The organism is Christiangramia crocea (assembly GCF_022410465.1).
GTDB classification, from domain to species: domain Bacteria; phylum Bacteroidota; class Bacteroidia; order Flavobacteriales; family Flavobacteriaceae; genus Christiangramia; species Christiangramia crocea.
Map to the genome: position 1 here is coordinate 269,921 of NZ_JAJSON010000016.1, position 23,515 is coordinate 293,435.

Here is a 23,515-nt window from a genome sequence, read left to right on the forward strand (position 1 = left end):
TATCAATTAGCTTCAACTTCTTCCCTGCTTCCTAATAAGGTAAAATCAAGATGTCTTTTAATAAGATCAGCATTCTTCACTTTTACATACACTTCATCGCCGAGTGTGTAAGTCTGACCGGTTTTTCTGCCCGTCACCGCAAATTCCTCAGGATTGTATTCATAATGATCATTTCTGAGATCTCTCAGGCGTATCATTCCCTCGCATTTATTTTCAACGATCTCAACGAATATACCCCATTCGGTCACTCCGGAAATAACACCAAGGAATTCTTCATCTTCATGATCCTGCATAAATTTCACCTGCATGTATTTAATAGAATCCCTTTCAGCATTTGAGGCGAGATTTTCCATTTCACTGCTGTGATGACATTTATTTTCGTATTCCTCTTCACTGGCAGATTCATTTTTGTCTAAATAGTGTTGAAGAAGCCTGTGTACCATAACATCCGGATATCTTCTTATAGGCGAAGTGAAATGTGTATAATACCCGAAAGCAAGTCCATAATGGCCAATATTCTCGATCCCGTAATAAGCTTTGCTCATGGTACGTATAGCGAGGGTATCAACCATATTCTGCTCCTTTCTACCCTGCACATCTTCCAGTAATTTATTTAAAGAAGAAGTAGTGGTTTGCCGGTCTTTTAAATTAAGTGTATGTCCAAACCTTCCAACAATATTCTGCAATGCTGCCAGTTTCTCATCATCAGGTTCATCATGACACCTGTAAACAAAGGTTTTTTTAGGTTTTTGCTTGCCTATGAATTCAGCCACTTTTCTGTTTGCCAGTAGCATGAATTCTTCAATAAGCTTATTTGCATCTTTCGCGGTTTTAAAAAATACTCCAACCGGGTTGTTATCTTCATTCAGATTAAACTTAACCTCCACTTTATCGAAAGAAATAGCACCATCACGCATTCGTTCTGAACGCATCTTTTTGGCAAGTCGGTTAAGGGTTATAATAGCTTCAACCATAGCCCCTCTTACGGTGTAAGAATGTTTTCTAATGGAAATATCATCAGGGATGGTTCCTGTCCCGGTCTCTATGATATGCTGGGCCTCTTCATAAGAAAACCTTTCATCAGAATAAGTAACCGTTCGTCCAAACCATTGATTCTTGACATTTGCTTTATCGTCTATTTCAAAAACTGCTGAAAAAGTAAATTTTTCTTCATTGGGTCTTAATGAACAGGCATTGTTAGAAAGTATTTCAGGCAACATAGGAACGACCCTGTCTACTAAATATACGGAAGTGGCACGCTCAAAAGCCTCATTATCAAGTAGGGTTCCGGGCTTAACATAGTGTGAGACATCGGCTATATGTATTCCTATCTCATAATTTCCATTCTTTAGAGTCTGGAAACTTAAGGCGTCATCAAAATCCTTGGCATCCTTGGGATCTATCGTAAACGTCAGGATATCTCTCATATCCCTTCTTTTACTGATCTCTTTTTCATCGATAGAAGTATCCAGTTTATTGGCAAATTCCTCTACCTCTTCAGGGAAATCATGAGGTAACCCATACTGTGCGAGGATAGAATGTATTTCGGTATGATGTTCTCCAGGAGTTCCAAGCACCCTGGTTATCCTGCCAAAAGGTGAGTCGGCCTTTTCGGGCCATTCTTCAAATTCAACAACTACCTTATCCCCATCTTTAGCCCCATTTAGCTTATTCCCGGATACAAAGAAATCGGTATACATGGATTTATCGTCTATAACCACAAAACCAAAATCCTTTTTCTGCTGAAGTGTACCTACAAATTCGGTTCTCTTGCGCTTAACAATCTTTGTAACCTCACCCTCAGAACGTTTCCGTCTTCTCCGGTTATAAACATAAATATCTACGGTGTCCCCGTCAAAACCCGAATTAAGATCTTTATTGGCAATAAAAATATCATCGGCAAGCTCTGGAACCATAACGTAACCATAACCCTTGGTGGTTAGATCAAGTACGCCTGTATAATAATTCTTACTTCCTTCTATCTTGAATTTCCCGCGATCTACCTGTTCTATCTGGTCTTTAGCTGCCAGCTGGGCAAGTTTCTTAATAATCTGATTCCTGCTGCTCGCATCATCAACCCCAAGAACAGAAGCTATTTGTTTGTAATTATAAGTTTTCCCGGGATTTTTACGAAGTATATCTATTATACTTTTGGAAAGATTACCCTGTATTTTATTCTTAGTTTTTTTCTTTTTATTCATTCTCAATTAGTATACGATAAAATTACGCCATTATAATCAGACATGAACTTTTTCATTTTAAAGTTTTGTTAAGGGGAAAGATTCTCTGTATGAACTATCAATTTAACACAAAAGATATTTTTTTTACTTTTTTTGAAAACATTATAGTTAATTCTTAATTTTTTCTTAATTTAGAAGTAACATTCCCCAGCTACTTCCCCCCTATATTTACACTATGATCATGAAAGTTGGTAAAGCCACAAAATACTCGGTCATGTTTTTCCTGATATTTCTATTCGGGGTGATCTTCTTTGTTGCTTATATCAATAAAACTCTCAATAAGAAAACTGAGATTTTTCCTATAGAAACGTTTAAGTCTTCTGAAAAAATTCTTTTAACAATTCAAGAATAAGGTCTATCTTTAAGATACTTATTCCAGGTCATGAAAGATTATAAATGTCTTGCCACCTTCACCTATCACCATGAATATTTCGTTCTTAAATTAAAGTTCGAAGAGGCCGCTATACGCCATTATTTCCAAAACGAGACACTTGTAGGCCTGCTTCCCTTATCATCCTTCGCCTTCGGTGGAATTCGCCTTATGGTACACCCATTAGATTTTAAAAAGGCAAAAGAAATTATTGATTCTCTTAATGACAAATCATCCCACTTGAGAATAGTATAGTTATAAACATTATATATCATATTTATCATTTCTTCTTTTTTAAAAAATTTAAATGATGTTATATGATGGGGTGTTAATTTGTAGAACAATTTTATTGAAGAAGATTAGGAATTTCAGTTGTGAGTTTTTGATAACAGTTTATCAACAGAGTAGTTAATTCTTAACTACTTGATATTCTTCGATTTTTAAGATTTACTTAACAAAAGTTCATAATATTGTTTTAATGATCTTTATTAAAAACTTAGAAATAAACATTTGTCGATAACCTGTTTTTAAGTGCTCATAACTATCTAAAAAAATCGGTACTTATAATTTGGATTATTCAACACAGGGAGCGTATTGTTATAAATTTCTTAAAAACAAAATTTATTTTCAATTAAATCATCAGATGTTTTTCACAATTAGCTGTCAATTTTAATAGTCTGAATATTAAGGTATTCTATAAAGTAATTAACAATCAAAAATAAGCTGGTTAATAGCCGCTTTTTTTACCTTTGCTACAAATAATATAAATCATGAAAATCTCAATTGGAAACGATCACGCGGGTACCGGATACAAAGAAATGATTCAGAAAAAGCTGGAGTCTATGGGCCATAGCACAATAAACCACGGTACAAATTCTGCTGATAGTGTTGATTATCCGGATTTTGTGCATCCTGTTGCAGAAGATGTTGAAAACGGTAGAGCCGATTTTGGCGTTATTATCTGCGGTAGCGGAAATGGTGCAAATATGACTGCAAATAAACATCAGGGTGTACGCTCTGCACTTTGCTGGAATGTGGAGATCGCCAAACTGGCCAGGGAACACAATAACGCCAATATTTTGAGTATTCCGGCAAGGTTTGTAGCTAAAGATCTGGCTGTGGAGATGCTCGAGGCATTTGTTAATACTGAATTTGAAGGAGGTCGTCACCAACGCAGAGTAGACAAGATTCCGGCAAAAAAGTATTGTTAATAAGCTTATGAATAAGTTAAAGATCGAAGTTAAAGGTTTCAGTGAATTGAACCCTACCGAACTTTATCATGTTTTACAATTGCGATCTGAAGTCTTTGTGGTGGAACAGGACTGTGTCTACCAGGATATAGACGGAAAGGATTTTGATGCCCTTCATGTGATTGGAAAGAGGAATGAAGAAATAGTTGCCTATACCAGATGTTTCAAACCCGGATACTACTTTGAGGAGGCTGCGATTGGCCGGGTCGTGGTAAGGGCTGCTGATAGAAAACATGGCTATGGACATGAAATAATGAAAGCATCAGCTAAGGCAATTTCAGATCATTATAATACTTCCCTAATAAAACTTTCTGCCCAGCAATATCTTATCAGATTCTATGAATCCCATGGTTATAAGACTACCGGGGAAGGATACCTGGAAGATGGTATTCCTCATATTGCCATGATAAAGGCCTAATTCTTTGTTTTTATAGATCGCTTAAATGGGATTGTTAACTGATAGCCTATATCATCTGCAGTCTCATCCTCTACTATATCAATTCCGTAGCGGATATTTTCGGTCTTATCATAAACAAAAGTTCCAAATAACCGGTCCCAGATACTCAGTATGTTCCCATAATTACTGTCGGTCCAGGGTAACTGATAATGATGATGGAACTTATGCATATTCGGGGTAACTATCAGATAACTAAGCAGCTTATCTATCTTCAGCGGAAGTCTGATATTCGCGTGAGTAAAATAGGTGAAAAAAACACTAAGAATGCGGTAGAATAAATAAAAAGCGACCGGCATTCCCATAATTATCACTGCAATTAAAGCAAAAGTTTCACGAATAATAAAATCGAAGGGATGATGCCTGGTTCCTGTGGTGGCATCTACATAAGTATCGCTGTGATGTACCAAATGCAGTCTCCACATCCAATTTACCTTATGCAGTAAAAAGTGTACAAAATACTGAGCGGTAAGATCAAGTGCTATTACTGCCAGAATAAGCTCGGCCCAAATAGGTAATTCTAAAAGTTGTAAAATACCGAATTGAGAATTATCTGTCCAGATAAAAATACCGGCAGTAAGGATTCCAAATAACAGGTTTATCAACATTACAAATCCCAGGAATATAAAATTGGTTCTTGCATGGACCCATTTGTTGTATTTGAATTTCACCAGAGCGTAATATCCTTCAAGGATCCAGAATCCGCCAAGAACTAAAGAAATCCATGCAACTTTTTGCCAGGCGGCCATATGCTCAAAAAATGAAAGAAAGGCTTCCATTTAAAATTTTACTAATTAAGTATTTTAGAATATTCTGAAGGATTATTAAGAATAGATTTAGCTCTTTCAATTTCGGGATTATTCTCTGTATAATACTCATACAATCCTTCTTTATAGAAATAGCGTTTTATGATCTCATCTGTTAATAAACTCATTATCTCAGGTTTTTTACTATCCAGTTCCTGCCTTTTATAATTGTTTATTTCAGTCTTAATATTGTTTATTTCAGAAGATATTCTTGCTCTTAGTTTTTCATCCTCAGCCTTTTCCAGCATTTCATTCAATTCTCTTTCAGTAGCGGTTTGATATTCAAAACCTGACTTATTAACATAATCCTTGAAATCGTTGAAATCTGTATCGGTGAAATTAAAATCACCGGGCTCTGAAAGTTCATGGGAATAATAATATTTAGTGGCGTAGTTAAATATCGCATCCTGCATTAACAAGGCCTGAGTGATGTCACTGAATTCTGAAGTTTCCAGTTTCACATCAGGAAGAATTCCGCCACCGTCATATACCTTTCTGCCATTCCGGGTAGTGAATTCATTGTAATCTTCCACCTTGGTCCTTACGGCTTTTCCTTCTTCATCTCTTCTTCTGTAATCCAGGGCCTGAATACATCTTCCGCTGGGAGTGTAATACCTGGAAATAGTAATCTTAAGCTGGGTTCCATAAGCTAGTTCCCTTGGTCTTTGAACGAGGCCTTTACCAAAACTTCTAGCACCCACAATCACTCCCCTGTCAAGATCCTGTATTGCACCGGCCACGATCTCACTCGCTGAGGCACTTCTTCCATTCACCAGAACCGAAAGAGGAATTTTGGTGTCTATAGGTTCTTTTTTGGTAAAATATTCACGATTGTATTTTTCTATCGAAGATTTTGTAGTTACGATAAGCTCTCCCTCCGGAATGAAAATATTGCTTACGTTAATCGCTTCATTCAGCAGGCCCCCGGGATTTCCCCTAAGATCCAGAATGATCTTATTTGCACCCTGATTCTTCAGATCTTTCAGGGCTCTGGCCACTTCCGTTGAAGCTTTGGCATTGAACCGCGAAAGTACTATATAACCGGAATTATCATCCAGTAATTTATAATACGGAACTGCATTGAGCTCTACCGAACTTCTTTTCAAGGAAGTTGTTCTTATTTCGCCCTGGCGGCGATAAGTGATGCTTATATTACTGTCTGGAGCTCCATTTAGCAGTTCTCCTGCGTCTTCTTCAAAATCGGCCACACTTATATTTCCAATTTTAATTATTTCATCTCCGGCCTTTAAACCGGCTTTATCGGCAGGATAATCCTTATAGGCTTCCACCACGGTGATTGCTTTAGGGCCTGTTTTTACAAGAGCTCCTATTCCAGTATATTCTCCTGCAGAATTGATGCGTGCCGCTTCCACATCCTGCTCGTTCCAGTAGTTGGTATATGGATCCAGATCGGTGAGCATGGATTTTATAGCAGTATCCATTAAAGCAGCCGGATTGGTCTCATCTACATAGTTCATATTGATCTCCTTGAAAAGCGTAGTAAAAATCTCTATCTGCTTGGCGATCTCAAAGAAATCTGATTTGAAACTTACAGTTCCAATAAATATCCCGATTAGAATAACCGGAAGGATGATCATTCTGTTAATTCTTTTTTTCATGGCTTAGTATTTTTCCCTGAATTTCTCCATAATCCTTATCATGCTCGCTTCCAGTTTTTCGTAGTCCATTTCGTCACGGGAAATATAGATGAACATGAATGCATGTGAAGAAGATAAGTCTTTGTTAACAAGGTACTTATTTTTTCTGAAAACTTCCCGCATCATACGCTTAATTCTGTTTCTTTTGACTGCGGTTTTTACCAGTTTCTTTGGAACGGAAACCCCGGTTTTAAGCTCTATATTTTCAGAATTTTCAACCGGAAGATAAATAAGTTTAAGAGGAAAGGATTTAATGCTTTTCCCTTCCGTAAAAAGCCGTTCAATCAGCTTCTTGCTCTTAAGTTTTTGGGATCTTCCGAATCTTTGGTCCATAAGTCAAAAGTAAGCATCCTGTTAAATAAAAAAACCCTTTCATTACGGAAAGGGTTTTAAAAATTGTGTAAAATCTGATTTTAGTTGCTGGAATCCTCTTCTCCAGACTTATCCCAGCTATTATTATCCCTGTTGATATCTGCCATCAATTGAGATTTATCAATTACTATTCTTGATATGCTCTCTTTTGCAACCGGAATTTCAAGCTGATAGGTTGGGAATCCCCATGCCCAGTCGTCTTTCACTGTCCATTTTACTTCTTCTTCAGCAGGCTTTTCCCATCTCATCATTTGTAAAGGAATGTAAAATGTTTCTTCAGATCCATTTGCATAGGTAACATCAACTTCAACAGGCATTGGCATTAAACCTTTTCTCTGAAGAATTACCGTCGTAGTTTCTCCTTTTTCTTCAACAGAATCAATCGCATAATCAATAGTATTGGTAGTTTGCGTCCAGTCAGTCAAATACCAGTCAAGTTCAGCTCCTGAAACCTTTTCGGCAATTCTGATAAAATCATTGGGAGTGGGATGTTTGAATTTCCATTCATCATAATAACGATTCAGGGTTTTGGCAAGGTTCTCCTCTCCTATCACATATTCCAACTGAGCAAGAAATACCGCTCCTTTTGAATATGCCGAGGCTCCATACAGGCCATTCATAGCATAACGATCGGCATGGGTTGTTTGGGGTTGTTCTCTACCCGATCTAGCGAGGTAATAATAGCCTCTATAGGAGTTAGTGTGAGGATTTGGACTAGAAGAGCCCATTATCACATTTTCAGCTTCGTTGGAAATATAAGAAGTGAAACCTTCATCCATCCATTCATGTTTGCTTTCGTTGGTAGCCATCAAATGCTGGAACCAGGCATGGGCCATCTCATGGGCGGTGACCCCAACGAGGCTTCCAAAAGAACGCTCACCGGTGATAAGTGTAAGCATGGCATATTCCATTCCGCCGTCGCCACCCTGAACTACTGAGTACTGATCCCATGGATACGGCCCTATATGTTCATTAAAGAAAGCAAGTAATTCAGCGGTTTTTGGCTGAAGTTTCTTCCAGTTTTCTTTAAGTTCTTCTTTATTCTTATAAAGGAAATGAAGGACAGTTCCATCTTCAGCAACCAGTTTATCGTGTATATATTCAGGATCGGCTGCCCAGGTAAAATCGTGAACCTTTGGAGCCACGAAATGCCAGGTTAACTTATCTCCTTTTCTTTTTACTTTGGTTCCTTCTTGTTCATATCCATAACCAATCTCCTGTGGGTTCTGAAGATATCCCGTACTTCCAAGAATATAATCTTTATCGATCGTGATCTTTACATCAAAATCTCCCCAAACACCATGAAATTCACGGGCTATATAAGGGTCTGCATGCCAACCTTCAAAATCATATTCAGCTAATTTAGGATACCACTGACTCATGGAAAGGGCAATTCCTTCAGTGCTGTTTCTCCCGGATCTTCTTATCTGCTCAGGTACCTGACCTTCAAATTGCATATTAAAAGTAGTTTTTTCACCGGGAAGAATTGGTTCCGCAAGTTCCACTTCCAGCACGGTACCAACCTCTTCATATTGTAGTTCTTTACCATCCTGTGTTAAGGAATTTACTCTTAAATAACCAATCTGGGCCGGACTAAGCTCCGAAATTCTACTAACTATCTCAGGGTTTTCCTTTGTACCTTTATTCATGGTCATCCTGGCATCAGGATCGGGTACGCTTGTTAGTCTTGCATTCATTTCACTTTCCGGCTGGAATGCATTAAAATACAGGTGATAGAAAACCCGATTAAGGGTGTCCGGTGAATTGTTCGTATAAGTGAGTTCCTGAGTTCCTGTATACCGGAAGTTTTCAACATTCATATCTACATCCATTTTGTAGTCTACATGTTGCTGCCAGTAGGAAGTGTTATTCTGAGCATTTAAAAGCCCGGTTGAAATAATTAATAAGCTAAAAAGTATTCTCTTCATTTTAATTTTATTTGTTTTTTGCGATTTGGTCGGCTAAAATTAATGCATTGTAAAGGTTTGCCATCTTTCCGGAAGTTGATAATTCCTTAAATTTCTGTGTATCGTTGCCGTCACCTCCAACGATCACAGATGCATTAGTTGTAAGTCCGCTATCCATAATGATCTGTTTTACCTGAGCCGCTGTAAGCGTGGGATAATATCCCCTGATTATAGCTGCAATTCCACTTACCGCCGGAGCAGCCATAGAAGTACCCTGCAGATAGTCATATTCATTATTTGGCGTTGTAGACCAGATCTTGGTTCCCGGAGCAAAAACGTCAACATTTAATTTTCCATAATTTGAAAAATCTGCTACCAGCCCGGAACCGTACTCATAATTCAGTGCTCCAACGCTTAGAAAATTATCGGCCACTTCCAGAGTATTCTGTGGATCCTGATCGTTTGGATATACTCTTTTCTCATCAAGATTGAGGCCTTCATTACCAGCCGCTCTCACAATAAGGACATCCTTCTCTGCTGCATATTTTATAGCATCAATTACCCATTCCGGATTAGTTGAAAAATACTTACCAAAACTGGCATTAATCACTTTTGCACCATTATCTACGGCATACCTTATGGCTAACGCAATATCCTTATCATACTCGTCCCCATCCGGAACAGCTCTTATTGCCATAATCCTGGCATTATTCGATACCCCTTTTATTCCAATATTATTGGAACGGTCGGCAGCTATGATACCCGCAACATGTGTACCATGCTTTATATTTTCTTTATCAGGCTCTGGTCCCGAAACCTCATTGTTTCCATAATTTCTGTCTGCGATATCATATGGATCATCACCAGTTTTAGCCCTTCCGTCCAATTCCATATTGAAATGAGTATCCAGTCTTCCGGCATAGTATTCTATGGCTTCCTCAAGTTCTTCAAGCGCCTCGGGAATATTTTCATTCACATTGTACTGAATTTGGGTGAGCATGGATTTATACTGCTGAAGCTGTTGGGTTTCAGGTTTAAAATCTGAAAGCTGTTCCTTGGTATAGTCTTCGGTACCCAATTCTGCTGAAACAGCATTGTGGGCAGCCGTTAACTGTTCTTTAATCTGTAGGTACTGATCCCTTGTCTGAACAGTTTCATTATATTCCTTCTCATATTCTGCTTTTGCCGCCAGGTAAAGATTATATTCTTCCCTGTTTGCAGTGCTGATGCTGCTTTCAGGTTTGCCCTCATATTTTGGTTTAAGCCTTTTGTAGATACGGGTATACTCCATGTTCTCTTCAACTGCATCACCAAGAAAATTCCAGCCATGTATATCATCTATGTACCCATTATTATCATCATCCTTTCCATTTCCAGGAATTTCATCTGCATTGGTCCAGATAACACTTTTAAGGTCTTCATGGGCGATATCCACACCACTATCTATCACCCCGACGATCACAGGAGAAGGTTTTTTGTTTTTAATGATTTCGCTATAGGCTTTTTCAACGCTCATTCCAGGGATGGTATCTTTTGTAAGATCTGCTCCGCCCCAGCCTTTGAGCTCGGTTTCAGAAAGATCTGTAATCTTGAGCGGAATAGAATCTATATTCTCTATAGGGGTTGAAACTATTTTTGGTGAAGTACTGCTGCAGGAGGTAAGGATTCCCGCGGCTAATACTGATAAAAACGCTTTAAAAAATGGGATTTTCATATTTCTGTTAATTAAATATCTCGTTAAAAGTATGGGTTTTATCAAGTCTTATTCCTTTTTCTGTGTGTTTTAGAGTTATAATCTCGTTATGGGCATCGTGCTCCAAAAACAGGTAATAATTATCATTAGCCGCAGTTTCCAGAAATTTCTTTTTTTCCGGGAGTGTAAGCAGGGGCCTCGTATCGTAACCCATCACATAAGGTAAAGGAATATGACCTGCCGTTGGAAGCAGATCGGCCATAAAGACCAGCTTTTTACCTTTGTAATCTATGTGTGGGATCATTTGTTTATCGGTATGTCCGTCAACAAATAGCACGCCAAAGCCAAGCTCTTTATTTTCGGAAAAGACTTCATCTTTCTCTCTCTCCAGGAAATGAAGCTTTCCGCTTTGCTCCATAGGAATGATGTTCTCTTTTAGAAAAGAGGCTTTTTCGCGTTCGTTAGGCTGGGTCGCCCAGAGCCAGTGTTCCTCATTGCTCCAGAAACGGGCATTCTTAAAGGCAGGTTCATAACCGGTTCGGTCTTTATTCCACTGAATACTTCCACCACAATGGTCAAAGTGAAGATGGGTCATGAACAAATCGGTAATCTCATCACGATGGAATCCATATTTTTTCAGGGATTTATCGATGCTATGATCGCCCCAGGGATAGTAATAGCTAAAGAACTTTTCACTTTGCTTATCTCCCATTCCGGTGTCAATCAGGATCAGTTTATCGCCCTCTTCTATTAGTAAACAACGCGCTGCAATATCGATCATATTATTAGAATCGGCCGGATTGGTCCTGTTCCACAGGCTTTTAGGTACAACGCCAAACATTGCACCTCCATCCAGTTTGAAGTTTCCGGCTTCAACGGGATAAAGTGTCATGGTGAAATTTTTAAAAATTCCCCTGCAAAATAGAAAATCTAAAAGCGATTTCTAATTATTTTCAATTCATTTAACAGGATATTTTTATTGAAAGGCTTGGCATAATAAGCTTTCAGAGTAAAACATTTTTAATATTTTTAGCTTTTATAAGTAAAGCACACGTGTATGATCGAATTAGCGGGAATAATAATTTTAGGGATACTTGCGCAATGGCTGGCATGGAGATTTAAGATCCCGGCAATCCTGCCTTTGATCCTGGTAGGTTTGGCTGTGGGCCCAATCTCCACTCTTTTTACCGAAGACGGCTCGAAACTTATTGAGCCAATATGGAATGGAAGTTCCGGACTATTTCCCGGTGACAGCCTCTTTTATTTCGTTTCTCTCGCTATTGGAATAATACTTTTTGAAGGAGGGCTCACCTTAAGAAAGGGTGAAATTCTCAATGTAGGTCCGGTTATAGTCAAACTTATCACTATAGCCGTTATTGTAACCTTTATTGGAGCAGGGATAGCAGCTCATTTCATCTTTGATCTTAGCTGGCAGATAGCCTTTCTTTTTGCCGCACTGGTTATAGTTACCGGTCCTACCGTTATTACCCCTATACTTCGGAATATCCCTTTAAAAAAGGATGTTTCTGCCATTCTAAAATGGGAAGGTATTCTTATTGATCCTATTGGAGCTCTTGTAGCCGTTTTGATGTTCGAGTTTATAAGTGCAGGTACCGGAACTGAATTTACCTCAACTGCATTGATAGAGTTTGGTAAGATCGTGCTATTTGGCTTTACTTTTGGCTTTACTTTCGCTCATGCCCTGGCTTTTGCCATAAAAAAGAATGTTATTCCGCATTATCTTCTGAACGTCCTTACGCTGGCCACTGTGCTTGGGGTATTTGTTCTTTCGGACCTATTTGCCCATGAAAGCGGATTACTTGCTGTGGTGGTAATGGGTATGGTGATGGGTAATACCAACCTTCCAAATCTTAAAGAACTACTTTATTTTAAGGAATCTCTGAGCGTTCTTTTGATTTCAATTCTGTTTATTTTACTGGCAGCCAATATAAACATCGAAGATCTCTTACTGGTTTATAATGTGAATGCCATCATATTATTTGCTGCGGTTGTGTTCATTATTCGTCCACTTGGCGTATTTGTGAGTAGTATAGGCTCATCCCTCAAAACAAATGAAAAACTGTTTATAAGTTGGGTTGGACCCCGGGGTATCGTTGCAGCGGGTATCGCCTCGCTTTTTGGTCTTGAACTGGCCAATCAGGGTGTGGAAGGGGCAGAATATATTACTCCTCTCGTTTTCATGATAGTGTTGGGTACCGTTTTACTAAATGCTACTACTGCAAGATATGTGGCGCAGCTTGTTGGCGTATTCCTGAAAAATTCTCAGGGAATCCTCATCATTGGAGCCTCCACGATTTCCCGATTAATCGCCTCTTACCTAAAAAAGAATAACAGGCACGTGGTACTGGTAGATAGCAACGGAGCTAACATTAGAAAGGCCAAGGAGCTTGGCTTGGATGCTATTCAGGAGAACGTATATTCTGATGATCTTATTAATAATATAGAACTTAGTGATGTAGGTTATTTGATGGCTATGACAGGGAATACCGAGGTAAACCTCAATGCGATAGATAAATTCCGTAAACATTTTGGCGAAAATGGTTCTTTCAGAGTGGTTTCTCCGGACGAGATGTACGATCCTGAAAATAATCCTAAAGAAGGGTTGTTCTCGCAGACAGATGATTATATCAAACTCACCAACCTGGCCAGAAAATATCCTTCGATTCATGAAATTCAGTTGAATTCAAAAGAGCATTATGAAGGCCTTATAGAAATAAGTAAAACCGATCCCGATATTATCCCTCTTTTTGTAAAGAACACAGAAGGAGAATTAAGTATTATCCCCTCCAATAGTATCGAAGTAGATATAGAGGAAGGCTATATGATGGTCTATCTGGGTAAACAAATGGAACCAGGAGATAGCGAGGAAAAAGAGAATATAGAAGAAAATATAGGAGCCGATTAATCTTATTCGGCTTCCATTCTTGTGATCAGTTCATCAGTGATCTCAAGGTTGTGATACACGTTTTGAACATCATCGTCTTCTTCGAACTTTTCAACCAGATCTAGTATTTTCTTTGCGTCGTCAACAGGTAATTCCACCGTGTTCAGAGGAATCCTCTGGACTTCAGAATTCTTTGGTTCTATATTAAGCTCTTCCAGCTTTGAAGACATGAGTCCAAAGTCGGTAAATTCAGTAAAGACAGTAATGAACTCATCATCCTTTTCAATCTTGTTGGCCCCGCCTTCAATAAGTTCCAGTTCGAACTCTTCAAGATCCATTTCAATTTTTTCTCTTTCAATCACGAAAACACCTTTTTTATCAAAAAGGAATTCCAGAGAACCGTTTGTGCCCAGGTTTCCGCCATTTTTTGAAAAAATTGATCTTACCGAAGCCACCGTCCGGTTGGTATTATCAGTAGTACATTCAACAAAGATTGCGATTCCGTTGGGGCCGTAACCTTCAAATGTTACTGTTTCATAACTATCAGCATCGGCACCGCTAGCCTTTTTCACAGCACGTTCAATAGTGTCTTTAGGCATGTTCACACCCTTGGCATTTTGAATGGCATTTCTAAGAGCTGGATTGGCTTCAGGATCGGGACCTCCTCCTTCTTTAACGGCTACGGTGATCTCCTTGATCGCCCTTGTAAATTGTTTTGCCCTTTTTTTATCCTGAGCTCCCTTTCTATGCTTAATATTTGCCCATTTACTATGTCCGGCCATGTTATTTCTTTAGAATTTATACGTGAGAATTACAAAAATAAGAATTTGAAGAACAAAAGAAAACCCCAGAAATTCTGCATCCCTGAGGTTAAAAACTTGATAAAATAAGACTGAATCTCTTATAGTTTAATCGTTCAATTTAAGGACCGCCATAAATGCTTCCTGCGGAATCTCCACATTTCCAACCTGACGCATACGCTTCTTACCTTTTTTCTGTTTTTCCAGAAGCTTTCTCTTACGGGAGATATCCCCTCCGTAACATTTTGCGGTAACATCCTTTCTAAGTGCTTTTACGGTCTCCCTTGCGATGATCTTAGCTCCAATTGCTGCCTGGATAGGAATATCGAACTGCTGCCTTGGAATAAGCTCTTTTAGCTTCTCACACATTTTCTTTCCAATGTCATAGGCATTATCAACGTGCAGGAGGGCGGAAAGGGCATCCACTTTATTTGCGTTAAGCAGAACATCTACCTTTACAAGCTTGGAAGTACGCATTCCGATAGGAGTGTAATCGAAGGAAGCGTAACCCCGGGAAACGGTTTTTAGTCGATCATAAAAGTCGAATACTATCTCTGCCAGCGGCATATCAAAAGTAAGCTCAACCCTTTCAGTAGTTAGATAAGTCTGATTTGTGATCTCCCCTCTTTTTTCAATACATAACGACATTACATTTCCTACATAGTCGGCTTTGGTAATTATGGTTGCTTTGATATAAGGCTCCTCAACCCTGTTTAATGTGGAGGGTTCAGGAAGATCTGAAGGATTATTCACCAGAATCACTTCATCAGGATTCTTATTGGTATAGGCATGATAAGACACGTTAGGAACTGTGGTAATAACAGTCATATCGAATTCACGCTCAAGTCTTTCCTGAATGATCTCTAGGTGAAGCATCCCCAGGAACCCACATCTGAAACCAAATCCAAGGGCCGCGGAACTTTCAGGAGTAAATACAAGCGAAGCATCATTAAGCTGAAGTTTTTCCATCGATGCTCTAAGTTCTTCATAATCTTCGGTATCCACAGGGTAGATTCCGGCAAAAACCATTGGTTTTACATCTTCAAAACCTGCAACAGCTTCTGTGGTAGGATTATCGGCCCCGGTTATGGTATCACCCACCTTTACTTCTCGAGCATCCTTAATTCCCGTAATGAGGTAACCCACATCTCCTGTTTTTATCTCTTTCTTCGGAAGTTGTTTCAATTTAAGTGTCCCAACTTCATCAGCATAGTAATTCTTATCGGTATTCACGAATTTGATATGCTGTCCCTTCTTAATGGATCCGTTGATGACTCGGAAAAATGTTTCAACACCTCTGAAAGGGTTATAAACAGAGTCAAATATCAGCGCTCGTAATGGAGCATCTACTTTTCCACTAGGTGGCGGAATCCGGTTTATAATAGCATCCAGAATTTCTTTGATCCCCAGTCCTGTCTTCGCACTTGCCGGGATTACTTCTGAAGGATCACAGCCTAAAAGGTCTACAATATCATCGGTAACTTCTTCTGGATTGGCACTTGGAAGGTCTACTTTATTCAAAACCGGAATGATTTCCAGGTCATTTTCAAGAGCCAGGTAAAGATTTGAAATGGTTTGTGCCTGGATGCTCTGTGCAGCATCTACTACCAGCAATGCGCCTTCACAGGCCGCAATGGATCGTGATACCTCATACGAGAAATCCACGTGGCCGGGAGTGTCTATAAGATTTAGTATGTATTCTTCGCCTTCGTGGATATAATCCATTTGAATGGCGTGACTTTTTATGGTAATACCACGTTCCCTTTCCAGGTCCATACTGTCAAGCAGCTGCTCCTGTTTTTCTCTTTCGGTAACAGATCCGGTATAATCCAAAAGTCGATCTGCCAGCGTACTTTTTCCGTGGTCAATATGAGCTATAATGCAAAAGTTTCGAATATTCTTCATCTCCAAATTTTGAATCAATTTCCCTGCTCGATTCAGGCGAGTTTAAGAGTACAAATATAGTTTATTTAGTACTCTAAAAAAGAAAGTTTGCACAAGTTGTCTTTATTGGGACTTTTGGTAAAAATTTTAATATACTATATTATTTATTTAAAAAAGTGGATTAAGTGATAACTTATTATAAAAAAGTTTCTTTTTTTTGTAAATAGTATTAATTATTGGAAGTTTACCAAAACTAAATTTAAGTCTTTTTGTAATAGCATAAGGTTTAAAATAAAACGAAAATTTTATCATGGCAGCCACTTCAAAAAACACCAGCAGGTCTATCGTAATTATCGGGATCCTTTTTTTCATTTTCGGATTCGTTACCTGGCTGAATTCAGTATTGATCCCTTATTTAAAAATAGCCTGTGAACTAAACAATTTTGAGTCTTACCTGGTTGCTTTCGCATTTTATATTTCTTACCTGGTAATGGCCATTCCAAGTTCGAGGGTATTAAAGCTCACCGGATTCAAGAACGGGATGTCTGCAGGTTTACTGGTTATGGCGGTGGGAACCCTCATCTTCATTCCTGCAGCGATGAGCCGTACTTATATATTATTCCTTCTGGGACTTTTTGTCCAGGGAACAGGACTGGCCATCCTGCAAACAGCTGCAAATCCATATATCACCATACTTGGACCTATTGAAAGCGCGGCGAAGCGTATCAGTATAATGGGGATCTGTAATAAAGTTGCCGGTGTGATCGCACCGATTGTTCTGGGTGCCATTGCCCTGAAAAATGCAGATGAACTGGTAGAGAGGCTGGACACAATGAGTGCGGCTCAGAAAGTCGAAGAACTGGACGCTTTATCCGGAAGGGTTATTACACCATATATCATTATGACTGTAGTTCTTATAGGACTTGCCGTGCTTATATATTTTTCAGCCCTGCCTGAAATAGAAACCGATTCTGAAGATGAAACTTTAGCAGCGGCCAATAAAGACAAAACCAGTATCTTACAATTTCCGCATTTACTTTTAGGAACCTTTGCAATGTTCCTGTATGTAGGGGTAGAAGTAATAGCGGGGGATACAGTTATTAGTTACGGAGCTGCACAGGATATTGAGTTTGCCACGGCTAAATTCTTTACCAGTATTACACTTGGAGCCATGATCGTTGGTTATCTGATAGGTATTGTAACTATCCCAAAATATATTTCCCAGCAAAAAGCATTAAAGATTTCGGGAATCTTAGGAATTATTCTTGGGATTGCTGCAATTATAACCGATGGAGTGGTATCTGTACTATGTGTTTCTTTACTGGGTCTTGCCAACGCATTGGTCTTCCCGGCTATCTGGCCACTTGCTATTGATGGTCTGGGCAGGTTTACAAAAATAGGATCTTCTTTCTTGATCATGGCACTTTCAGGAGGGGCAGTGATACCTCTTATTTATGGATTACTTGCCGATAACCTGAACCCACAAATGGCTTATATAGTTGTGATTCCCTGCTATCTGTATATATGGTTTTTTGCAGCAAAAGGTTACAAAATCAGATAAAATTATACTTTATGAAAATTCAAAAAATACAACTCCTGGCCATCTTTATCCTTTTTAACGGGATTCTGGTGGCACAAAAAACAAATGTTTCCAAACCCGCTATTATTCCTCATCCAACTGAGATAAGTTGGGAGGAAGGTTCATTCTTATTACCTGAACGAGCGGTTATTTGTTATAATTCAGGCGCAAAACAATCTGCGGCCTGGCTTCAGAAATTACTTTCAAATACTTATGTGGAAAGTTATATGATGACCGGGGGAGACTGTCTGGGATTTTCAATTGAATTGAAAGACGAACTTCATGGAAGTCTGGGAGAAGAAGGATATGAATTAAAAATCACTGAAAATACTGTATATCTCACGGCGGCTACCAACTCAGGTTTATTTTATGCCATACAAACGTTCAGGCAGATGCTGCCTTCTGAAATTGAAAAAAGAAAAATTTCAGATCCCATAAGACTTCCGCAGGTTGAGATAAAAGATAAACCACGTTTTGGATGGAGAGGATCCATGATAGATATTGCTCGCAGCTTCTTTGGGCCTGAATACCTGAAAAAACATATCGACAGGATGGCGCTGTACAAACTGAATAAACTGCACCTGCATCTTACAGATGATCAGGGATGGAGAATAGAAATAAAAAGTAAGCCCAAGTTAACTGAAGTGGGAGGAAAGAGTGCCGTAAAGAACGGCCGTTCTGGATTCCTTACTCAGGAAGAGTATAAGGAACTGCAGACCTACGCAAAAGCACGAAACATTACGATTATTCCTGAAATCGATATGCCAGGTCATATTTACGCGGCCCTGATAGCTTATCCCGAGTTAAACTGTGAGGAATTTTCTAATCTTGAACCCAGGTTGGCCACTCCGCCTCAGTTATTTCATGAATATACAGTAGGATGGAGCAAATTCTGTCTGGAAAAACCGGAGATCTATGACTTTGTATCAGAAGTAATTGCTGAACTTTCGGAAATCACTACCGGTGAATATATCCATATTGGAGGGGATGAGATCGAAGATGATCGATATAAGGAATTTGTTGTAAAGGCCGATTCTATAGTACGGATGAACGGAAAGACCACGATAGGCTGGGAAGAAGTTACCCAGGCCCCGGTAAATCTAGATTTTATCAGTCAGCGCTGGAATGGCAAGACAGAAAATGTAGTGGATGTCAGGATCATCGAATCTATCTGCACTAACTTCTATTTTGATCATGCAAATGTGCCGGGCCAGGAAAACACCAATAACTGGTGTCAGGAAAGAGGAGTATCTCTTGAGGATGCCTATAATTTTAATCCTGATAACCCTAATGTAATTGGGGTGGAAGCACCGGTTTGGACCGAACTTATCACTTCAGATGATATAGCTGATAATCGATTATGGCCTCGCACAATTGCTACTTCTGAAGTGGGCTGGACAGTGCAGGAAAGTAAGGATTTTACTAACTTTAAGGAAAGACTCGGGCATCATGGGGACCGACTTGATTATTTGGATATCAATTACTTTGCGAGTCCTGATATTGAATGGAATGTTGACAGGGGAGAAGGGGTTTTTTCCGGATTTATGCCGGAGGCCGAATAAAAAACTTGAAGAATGGAAAGTAAGAAGCCTGATACTGAAAAGCCATCTAAATATGACCATCTTGAAAAGATGAGTGTTTCAGAATTGCTTTTGAATATCAACAAAGAGGATAAAACCGTACCTCAAAAAATAGAAGAAGTACTTCCAAAAATAGAAAGACTTATTGAAGTGATCGTTTCAAAAATGAAAGAAGGCGGAAGACTTTTCTATATAGGAGCCGGAACGAGTGGCAGACTGGGGGTTCTGGATGCTTCCGAATGTCCGCCAACCTATGGAGTAAGTGATGATATGGTAATAGGGCTTATTGCCGGTGGAGATTTTGCACTTCGTAAGGCAGTAGAGAATGCCGAAGACGACACAAACCAGGCCTGGAAAGATCTTCAGGAATATAATATAGGAAAACAGGATGTCCTTATAGGCATCGCAGCTTCCGGTACCACCCCCTATGTTATCGGAGGAATAAAGGACGCCCGCCAAAATGGAATAACTACGGGGTGTATAACCTGTAGTTCAGAAAGTCCCCTGGCCGAAGCTTCCGAGTACCCCATCGAAGTAATTGTTGGACCGGAATTTGTTACCGGGAGTACCCGGATGAAAGCCGGAACTGCGCAGAAACTTGTTCTCAATATGATCTCAACTACGGTAATGGTTAAACTAGGCCGGGTAAAGGGCAATAAGATGGTAGATATGCAACTCTCAAATAAGAAGCTGGTTGGACGTGGCACCAGAATGATCATGGAAGAGCTTGGGATAGATGAAGAGGAAGCGGAAAAGCTTTTAAAGAAATACGGGAGTGTTCGTAAGGCCATCGCCGCGTTTTCTGATAATAAGTAATACCACTATTAGTGGTCTGTTCATAAAGTCCTTTAAAAACTATTTTGAAGGACTTTTCTGTAAAATTAAGATAAGTTAAATCAAGTACACCCAAATCAAATGTTAAGACATTCCGTTAGATTCTTAGTATATCTTACTGCGGTTTTTTTAGCTTCCTGTAAGACCACTAATCCGGTTTCCAAACCTGAACCTCCACTTGCCGAAAAAACAACACCACAGGATACTATCCTTTCGGAGAAGCCCCCGGTTGTAGTAAAGGAACCTCAAAAACCAGAAGAGAAACAGCCGGAGATTAAAGTTACTAAGATGGCGCCTCCACTGGATATTTATGAATTCAGGGCAGCATGGGTGGCCACAGTAGCGAATATTAACTGGCCAAGTAAATCTGGGTTGTCCACCAGCGAACAGCAAAGGGAAGCACTTAAATTGCTTGATTTTCTAAAGGAAAATAATTTTAATGCAGTGATCTTTCAGGTAAGGCCACAAACTGATGCGTTTTACGACAGTCAACTGGAACCATGGTCTTACTTCCTGACAGGAAAACAAGGTAAAGCTCCGGAACCTTATTATGATCCCTTAAAATTCTGGATCGAGGCTGCACATAATCGCGGACTGGAATTACATGTATGGTTGAATCCATACAGAGCTCATCATACTACCGGGGGCGAGGTTAGTGATGCTTCAATTATTAAAAAAAAACCCGATCTGGCGGTGAAACTGGAAAACGGTATGTGGTGGTTAGACCCGTCAAAGCAGGGCACCCAGGATCATTCCGCAGCGGTTGTAATGGATATTGTAAAAAGATATGATATTGACGGGGTACATTTTGATGATTATTTCTATCCTTACGATTCCTATAATAATGGAAAGGATTTTCCCGATGATATTAGTTGGAATACCTATAAATCTCAGGGTGGAGACCTATTAAGAGGCGACTGGCGCCGTCAGCATGTAAATAAGTTCATTAAAAGGGTTTACGATGAGATCAAAACTGAAAAGCCATATGTTAAATTTGGGCTCAGTCCCTTTGGTATATGGCGACCAGGTTATCCTCAATCAGTAACAGGATATGATCAGTATGAAAAGCTGTATGCCGATGCCAAATTATGGCTTAATGAAGGCTGGATAGACTATTTCACGCCTCAGTTGTACTGGAGGATCAATCAGGAAGGACAGAGTTTTCCGGAGCTTCTTGGATGGTGGGAACGTGAAAATAGGGAAAACCGTCACTTATGGCCCGGTATCAATGTTGGGTTGGGAGGTGATGATAAAAATATTGATGAAACTATTAATCAGATTATGATTACCCGGGGAATGCTCCCGGAAAGTAAAGGCACGGTTCACTGGAGCATTGGTCCGTTGGTGGCGCATGATTCACTGGCGATAGCTTTAAAAGAGGGTCCTTATAAAAAAAGAACTTTGGTTCCAGCAAGTCCGTGGCTGGATAAGGATTCCCCTGAAACTCCGCAGGTTCAGACTTCTGTAAACAACGACAGACTTCACATAAACTGGAACCATCCTGAAGATGATAATATTTTCAGATGGGTGGTTTATTTCAAATATGAAGGCGGAAACTGGGATTATAAAATTCTTGATCAGGGAACAAAATCTTATAGTCTTCAGTATATCGTAGGAAACAAGAAAAAGAAGATGGAACAGATAGGAGTTACTGCTGTAGACCGAACCGGGAAACAGAGTGAGTTTAAAGCATTAAAAGTGAATTGAGATCTCCCCTTTATGAGTCCCATTTTAGTTTTTAGTGTTATAAGCTGTTATTTTTTACTCCTGGTAGGTATAAGTTATTTTACTTCAAGGCAAAGTGATAATAATACCTTCTTTACCGCTAACCGTCAGTCTCCCTGGTTTCTGGTTGCTTTCGGAATGGTAGGGGCCAGTCTTTCCGGAGTTACCTTTATTTCGGTTCCGGGAGAAGTAGGAAATTCGAACTGGACATATCTGCAGTTCGTTATGGGAAATATGGTAGGCTATGCGGTGATTGCCCTGGTGCTTATTCCTCTTTTTTATAATCTTAAACTGGTTTCAATATATGAGTATTTAAAGAATAGATTCGGCCGGAAATCCTACCTAACAGGAGCCTCCTTCTTTATTGTTTCCCAGACCATAGGAGCTTCATTCAGATTGTTTCTGGCTGCCGTGGTACTGCAAATTGCATTTTTTGATGCTTTTGGTATTCCGTTTTATGTTACGGTACTCGCTACCATAATTTTGATATGGCTTTATACCTTTAGAGGTGGAATCAAAACCATTGTGTGGACAGATACTCTGCAGACCACCTTTCTTCTGCTGGCGGTAATAATTAGCATTTTTGTGATTATGAACCATATGGACCTGAAGGTTTCAGAAGTATTTGGTGTTGTGTCAAAAAGTGAACTTTCAACGATCTTTGACTGGAACTGGAGGTCTGACATGAATTTTTATAAGACTTTTTTAGCAGGGATCTTTATAACCATTGCGATGAATGGCCTGGATCAGAATGTGATGCAGAAAAACCTTACCTGTAAAAATAAGGGAGATGCACAAAAGAACATTTTTTGGTTTTCTATTACTTTCTTCTTTTCAACGCTATTGTTTCTGGCCCTGGGAGTACTATTATATAAATATGCGTTGGATCAGGGAATCCCTATTCCCGAAAGAAGCGATGAGGTATATCCACTTTTAGCATTGAATGAATTCGGAACAGTGGCCGGGGTTGTATTCCTTCTTGGAATTGTAGCAGCAGCTTTTTCCAGTGCCGATTCTGCATTAACTGCATTGACCACTTCTTTCTGCGTGGATATTTTGGACATAGAGAAGAAAAAACACGATCAGAAAAAGACCCGAATGTTGGTTCATATAGGCTTTACAATTATCATGTTTCTGGTAATAATAGTTTTTAATGCAATTAATGATTCCAGTGTGGTTAGCGCAGTTTTTAAAGTGGCTGGTTTTACATACGGACCACTTCTGGGATTATTTGCATTCGGGCTTTTAAACAGCAGGCCGGTAAAAGACCGTCTTGTACCCTTTATATGTATACTGTCGCCCATACTTTCTTTTATCATAGATCTGAATTCGATGGATTGGTTCTATGGTTACCAGTTTGGTTTTGAGATTCTTCTGGTGAATGCCGCAATCACCTTTACCGGTCTTTGGTTACTTTATGAGAAAAAAACAGGTTTTTAGTAACCTTCGATTTAAATT

General features: G+C 39.4%; 18 protein-coding genes. 9 read left to right on the forward strand and 9 right to left on the reverse strand.

The window, feature by feature from the left end:
* Window positions 1-2: 2 nt before the first annotated feature.
* Window positions 3-2,201, reverse strand: coding sequence for a ribonuclease R (gene rnr / locus LU635_RS07230; RefSeq protein WP_240097663.1), 2,199 nt, complete (start codon window positions 2,199-2,201; stop codon window positions 3-5).
* 421 nt (window positions 2,202-2,622) lie between these two features.
* Here rnr and LU635_RS07235 point away from each other — a divergent pair, with 421 nt between their 5' ends.
* The 3 genes from LU635_RS07235 to LU635_RS07245 all read left to right on the forward strand — a co-directional run bounded on the left by LU635_RS07235 (window position 2,623) and on the right by LU635_RS07245 (window position 4,278).
* Complete coding sequence (locus tag LU635_RS07235; RefSeq protein ID WP_240097665.1) at window positions 2,623-2,865, forward strand: DUF2007 domain-containing protein; 243 nt, start codon at window positions 2,623-2,625, stop codon at window positions 2,863-2,865.
* 515 nt (window positions 2,866-3,380) lie between these two features.
* Window positions 3,381-3,821, forward strand: coding sequence for a ribose 5-phosphate isomerase B (rpiB, locus tag LU635_RS07240; RefSeq protein WP_240097667.1), 441 nt, complete (start codon window positions 3,381-3,383; stop codon window positions 3,819-3,821).
* A gap of 7 nt (window positions 3,822-3,828) precedes the next feature.
* A complete protein-coding gene (locus tag LU635_RS07245) occupies window positions 3,829-4,278 on the forward strand; it encodes a GNAT family N-acetyltransferase (protein WP_240097669.1) in 450 nt (149 codons plus the stop codon).
* Here the strand turns inward: LU635_RS07245 and LU635_RS07250 are convergent.
* The 6 genes from LU635_RS07250 to LU635_RS07275 all read right to left on the reverse strand — a co-directional run bounded on the left by LU635_RS07250 (window position 4,275) and on the right by LU635_RS07275 (window position 11,642).
* Complete coding sequence (locus LU635_RS07250; RefSeq protein WP_240097671.1) at window positions 4,275-5,093, reverse strand: sterol desaturase family protein; 819 nt, start codon at window positions 5,091-5,093, stop codon at window positions 4,275-4,277. The two genes, LU635_RS07245 and LU635_RS07250, sit on opposite strands and share 4 nt — an antisense overlap.
* Before the next feature lie 11 nt (window positions 5,094-5,104).
* On the reverse strand, window positions 5,105-6,739 hold the full coding sequence (locus LU635_RS07255) for a S41 family peptidase (RefSeq protein WP_240097673.1): 1,635 nt from the start codon (window positions 6,737-6,739) through the stop codon (window positions 5,105-5,107).
* A gap of 3 nt (window positions 6,740-6,742) precedes the next feature.
* Complete coding sequence (gene rnpA / locus LU635_RS07260) at window positions 6,743-7,111, reverse strand: ribonuclease P protein component (RefSeq protein WP_240097675.1); 369 nt, start codon at window positions 7,109-7,111, stop codon at window positions 6,743-6,745.
* A gap of 80 nt (window positions 7,112-7,191) precedes the next feature.
* The gene (locus LU635_RS07265) at window positions 7,192-9,078 is read right to left on the reverse strand and encodes a M1 family metallopeptidase (RefSeq protein WP_240097677.1); all 1,887 of its coding nucleotides are present in this window, start codon (window positions 9,076-9,078) and stop codon (window positions 7,192-7,194) included.
* A 7-nt stretch (window positions 9,079-9,085) separates the two neighbouring features.
* Window positions 9,086-10,771 carry a S8 family peptidase gene (locus LU635_RS07270; protein WP_240097679.1) on the reverse strand — a complete coding sequence of 562 codons (1,686 nt, stop codon included), beginning with the start codon at window positions 10,769-10,771 and terminating at the stop codon, window positions 9,086-9,088.
* Between the two features lie 7 nt (window positions 10,772-10,778).
* Window positions 10,779-11,642, reverse strand: a complete 864-nt coding sequence (locus LU635_RS07275) for an MBL fold metallo-hydrolase (protein WP_240097681.1) — start codon at window positions 11,640-11,642, stop codon at window positions 10,779-10,781.
* Between the two features lie 165 nt (window positions 11,643-11,807).
* On the opposite strand from LU635_RS07275, the gene LU635_RS07280 reads away from it, so the two are divergent.
* A complete protein-coding gene (locus LU635_RS07280; RefSeq protein ID WP_240097683.1) occupies window positions 11,808-13,676 on the forward strand; it encodes a cation:proton antiporter in 1,869 nt (622 codons plus the stop codon).
* Window positions 13,677-13,678: 2 nt separating this feature from the next.
* Here the strand turns inward: LU635_RS07280 and LU635_RS07285 are convergent, their stop codons facing one another.
* Entirely contained in the window at window positions 13,679-14,437 is a 759-nt protein-coding gene (locus tag LU635_RS07285; protein WP_240097685.1) for a YebC/PmpR family DNA-binding transcriptional regulator, read from the reverse strand.
* Between the two features lie 126 nt (window positions 14,438-14,563).
* A complete protein-coding gene (lepA, locus tag LU635_RS07290) occupies window positions 14,564-16,360 on the reverse strand; it encodes a translation elongation factor 4 (RefSeq protein ID WP_240097687.1) in 1,797 nt (598 codons plus the stop codon).
* 289 nt (window positions 16,361-16,649) lie between these two features.
* Here lepA and LU635_RS07295 point away from each other — a divergent pair, with 289 nt between their 5' ends.
* The 5 genes from LU635_RS07295 (at window position 16,650) to LU635_RS07315 (ending at window position 23,497) form a co-directional block, all read left to right on the forward strand.
* Entirely contained in the window at window positions 16,650-17,900 is a 1,251-nt protein-coding gene (locus tag LU635_RS07295; RefSeq protein ID WP_240097689.1) for a sugar MFS transporter, read from the forward strand.
* Between the two features lie 11 nt (window positions 17,901-17,911).
* Complete coding sequence (locus LU635_RS07300) at window positions 17,912-19,480, forward strand: beta-N-acetylhexosaminidase (RefSeq protein WP_240097691.1); 1,569 nt, start codon at window positions 17,912-17,914, stop codon at window positions 19,478-19,480.
* A 12-nt stretch (window positions 19,481-19,492) separates the two neighbouring features.
* Complete coding sequence (murQ, locus tag LU635_RS07305; protein WP_240097693.1) at window positions 19,493-20,314, forward strand: N-acetylmuramic acid 6-phosphate etherase; 822 nt, start codon at window positions 19,493-19,495, stop codon at window positions 20,312-20,314.
* Window positions 20,315-20,413: 99 nt separating this feature from the next.
* On the forward strand, window positions 20,414-22,039 hold the full coding sequence (locus tag LU635_RS07310) for a glycoside hydrolase family 10-like protein (protein ID WP_240097695.1): 1,626 nt from the start codon (window positions 20,414-20,416) through the stop codon (window positions 22,037-22,039).
* 12 nt (window positions 22,040-22,051) lie between these two features.
* Complete coding sequence (locus LU635_RS07315) at window positions 22,052-23,497, forward strand: sodium:solute symporter (RefSeq protein WP_240097697.1); 1,446 nt, start codon at window positions 22,052-22,054, stop codon at window positions 23,495-23,497.
* Window positions 23,498-23,515: the final 18 nt, after the last annotated feature.

What these genes read in the sequence shown, in the direction of transcription:
- rnr (WP_240097663.1), bottom strand. Translation starts at nt 2,201, where the DNA reads ATGAATAAAAAGAAAAAAACTAAGAATAAAATACAGGGTAATCTTTCC.
- LU635_RS07235 (WP_240097665.1), top strand. Translation starts at nt 2,623, where the DNA reads ATGAAAGATTATAAATGTCTTGCCACCTTCACCTATCACCATGAATAT.
- rpiB (WP_240097667.1), top strand. Translation starts at nt 3,381, where the DNA reads ATGAAAATCTCAATTGGAAACGATCACGCGGGTACCGGATACAAAGAA.
- LU635_RS07245 (WP_240097669.1), top strand. Translation starts at nt 3,829, where the DNA reads ATGAATAAGTTAAAGATCGAAGTTAAAGGTTTCAGTGAATTGAACCCT.
- LU635_RS07250 (WP_240097671.1), bottom strand. Translation starts at nt 5,093, where the DNA reads ATGGAAGCCTTTCTTTCATTTTTTGAGCATATGGCCGCCTGGCAAAAA.
- LU635_RS07255 (WP_240097673.1), bottom strand. Translation starts at nt 6,739, where the DNA reads ATGAAAAAAAGAATTAACAGAATGATCATCCTTCCGGTTATTCTAATC.
- rnpA (WP_240097675.1), bottom strand. Translation starts at nt 7,111, where the DNA reads ATGGACCAAAGATTCGGAAGATCCCAAAAACTTAAGAGCAAGAAGCTG.
- LU635_RS07265 (WP_240097677.1), bottom strand. Translation starts at nt 9,078, where the DNA reads ATGAAGAGAATACTTTTTAGCTTATTAATTATTTCAACCGGGCTTTTA.
- LU635_RS07270 (WP_240097679.1), bottom strand. Translation starts at nt 10,771, where the DNA reads ATGAAAATCCCATTTTTTAAAGCGTTTTTATCAGTATTAGCCGCGGGA.
- LU635_RS07275 (WP_240097681.1), bottom strand. Translation starts at nt 11,642, where the DNA reads ATGACACTTTATCCCGTTGAAGCCGGAAACTTCAAACTGGATGGAGGT.
- LU635_RS07280 (WP_240097683.1), top strand. Translation starts at nt 11,808, where the DNA reads ATGATCGAATTAGCGGGAATAATAATTTTAGGGATACTTGCGCAATGG.
- LU635_RS07285 (WP_240097685.1), bottom strand. Translation starts at nt 14,437, where the DNA reads ATGGCCGGACATAGTAAATGGGCAAATATTAAGCATAGAAAGGGAGCT.
- lepA (WP_240097687.1), bottom strand. Translation starts at nt 16,360, where the DNA reads ATGAAGAATATTCGAAACTTTTGCATTATAGCTCATATTGACCACGGA.
- LU635_RS07295 (WP_240097689.1), top strand. Translation starts at nt 16,650, where the DNA reads ATGGCAGCCACTTCAAAAAACACCAGCAGGTCTATCGTAATTATCGGG.
- LU635_RS07300 (WP_240097691.1), top strand. Translation starts at nt 17,912, where the DNA reads ATGAAAATTCAAAAAATACAACTCCTGGCCATCTTTATCCTTTTTAAC.
- murQ (WP_240097693.1), top strand. Translation starts at nt 19,493, where the DNA reads ATGGAAAGTAAGAAGCCTGATACTGAAAAGCCATCTAAATATGACCAT.
- LU635_RS07310 (WP_240097695.1), top strand. Translation starts at nt 20,414, where the DNA reads ATGTTAAGACATTCCGTTAGATTCTTAGTATATCTTACTGCGGTTTTT.
- LU635_RS07315 (WP_240097697.1), top strand. Translation starts at nt 22,052, where the DNA reads ATGAGTCCCATTTTAGTTTTTAGTGTTATAAGCTGTTATTTTTTACTC.